The sequence below is a fragment of the Sphingobium sp. Ant17 genome, assembly GCF_000588875.1.
Classification (GTDB): Bacteria; Pseudomonadota; Alphaproteobacteria; order Sphingomonadales; family Sphingomonadaceae; genus Sphingobium.
Window position 1 is genome coordinate 1 of sequence record NZ_JEMV01000190.1, and the last position, 1622, is coordinate 1622.

Annotated in this window: 4 protein-coding genes; 3 read left to right on the top strand and 1 reads right to left on the bottom strand. The window is 63.7% G+C overall.

The window, feature by feature from the left end; translation table 11 throughout:
- Positions 1 to 138: 138 nt before the first annotated feature.
- A complete protein-coding gene (locus BF95_RS25310) occupies positions 139 to 462 on the bottom strand; it encodes a hypothetical protein (protein ID WP_043155643.1) in 324 nt (107 codons plus the stop codon).
- A 54-nt stretch (positions 463 to 516) separates the two neighbouring features.
- Between BF95_RS25310 and BF95_RS25315 the strand changes: the two genes are divergently transcribed.
- From BF95_RS25315 to BF95_RS25325, 3 genes are read left to right on the top strand one after another with little or no spacing between them, the layout of a single operon-like run.
- Positions 517 to 924 (top strand): phage tail tube protein, encoded by a 408-nt coding sequence (locus tag BF95_RS25315; RefSeq protein ID WP_043155645.1) that lies wholly within the window; start codon positions 517 to 519, stop codon positions 922 to 924.
- 52 nt (positions 925 to 976) lie between these two features.
- Entirely contained in the window at positions 977 to 1231 is a 255-nt protein-coding gene (locus BF95_RS25320) for a gene transfer agent family protein (protein ID WP_235210019.1), read from the top strand.
- Entirely contained in the window at positions 1228 to 1425 is a 198-nt protein-coding gene (locus BF95_RS25325) for a phage tail assembly chaperone (protein WP_043155647.1), read from the top strand. The genes BF95_RS25320 and BF95_RS25325 overlap by 4 nt, the downstream gene beginning before the upstream one ends.
- Positions 1426 to 1622: the final 197 nt, after the last annotated feature.

The window sequence follows — 1622 nt, forward strand, 5'->3', positions numbered from 1 at the left end:
GGGTCCGGTAACGTTATCGGAACTGCGCGCCTGCAAAAGAGGGGAGACAGCCGCATGGGTCGTGCCCCCTCTCAACTGCGGCTAGGCAGCAAGCTGCCGAGCTTCGTATCTCTCCCCGCTGGGGAGAGAGGGGGGTGGTCAGCTTGGGCGGTTATAGTCTTCATATTCGGCGGTGATCTTGTCGATATATTCGGCAGTCTGGTCGTCGGCGTCGGCCTGGGCTTCTTTTTCGGACATGCCGTCGGCCTTGTCGGTGGCGACGATGGCGGCGCGGAAGGCGGCTTCCTTGTCGGCGCAGGCCTTTTTCATCTCCGATTGAAATTCGCCGAGCGGCAATTTCTTGTCGAGACCGGGCTTCACCTGCGCGGACAGGCATTGGGAATAGGCCTTGCGGCCTGCGCCCACGGCGTCGGCCGAAGGGGCGGCGGCCAGCATCATGACCAGCGACATAGTCAGAAACATCGGGACTCTCCTTAACCTGCGTTTTGCACGCTTTGACGGATGAAAGGATGCGCCATGGGCGTCGAAAAAGGAAGTGCGTTTCTATTGAAGGTGGGGGATGGCAACATTCCAGCAACCTACGCCACAGTGGCGGGCATGCGGACTACGCAATTGTCCGTAAATGGCGAGGCGGTGAATATTACGTCCAAGGATTCGGGCGGCTGGCGCGAATTGCTGTCGGGGGCGGGGGTGCGATCGGTCAGCGTGTCAGCGGCCGGGCTGTTCACGGGGTCGGCGGCGGAGGTGCGCATTCGCAACCATGCGCTGTCGGGCACGATCGATCAGTATGAACTGAGCTTCGAGAGCGGCGAGCGGATGCGCGGGCGCTTTCTGGTGACGCGGCTCGACTATGCCGGGGATTATAATGGCGAGCGCAATTATGCGCTGAGCCTGGAAAGCTCCGGCGCGGTGGTGTCGGAATGAGCGGGGTGGCGAACCTGAGCGGGGCGAGGCGGCGCTGGAGATTGGCGGCGACGTGCTGGCGTTGCGGCCGAGTTTCGGGGCGCTGGTGGCGGCGGAAGCCGAACTGGGGCCGTTGTTCGACCTGGTCGAGCGGGCGGCGGACGGGAAATTGTCGCTGGGCGATATGGCGGCCTTGTTCTGGCACTGCCTGGTCGATCGCGAGCGGATGGACCGGGAGACGCTGGGCGAGGCGATGCTTGTCGTCGGGCTGGCGCGGCTGACGCCGGTGCTCAAGACGCTGTTGCAGCAGATATTGGCGGGAAAATGAGGCGCTTTGCCGATGGCGCGCGGCGGTTGGCGGGGGTGGCCGGGTGGTTGCTTGGCTGGCGACCGGAGGAGTTTTGGCGCGCGACGCCGGCGGAACTGGCGGCGGTTCTGGGGGCGGCATTGGGGGAGGATGCGGTTGAGGTGGGGGTTGATGGGGGTGAGTTGGCGCGGTTGATGGGGGTGATGCCGGATTGAGGCATCTTCGCTGCCATAGGTCCGATCCTCATGTGCGCATGGACGATCCATCCCGCTACCTTTGTCCTTGGGGATGAGGTGGGAGATGGGTTCCCGCCTTCGCGGGAATGACGTTGTTTTATGGGTCGGGCGTCGAGCCCCCTCTTCCAACTGCGCCTAGCCAGCATGCTGGCAAGGCTTCGTATCCTTCTCCCCGC

What these genes read in the sequence shown, in the direction of transcription:
- BF95_RS25325 (WP_043155647.1), top strand. Translation starts at nt 1,228, where the DNA reads ATGAGGCGCTTTGCCGATGGCGCGCGGCGGTTGGCGGGGGTGGCCGGG.
- BF95_RS25310 (WP_043155643.1), bottom strand. Translation starts at nt 462, where the DNA reads ATGTTTCTGACTATGTCGCTGGTCATGATGCTGGCCGCCGCCCCTTCG.
- BF95_RS25315 (WP_043155645.1), top strand. Translation starts at nt 517, where the DNA reads ATGGGCGTCGAAAAAGGAAGTGCGTTTCTATTGAAGGTGGGGGATGGC.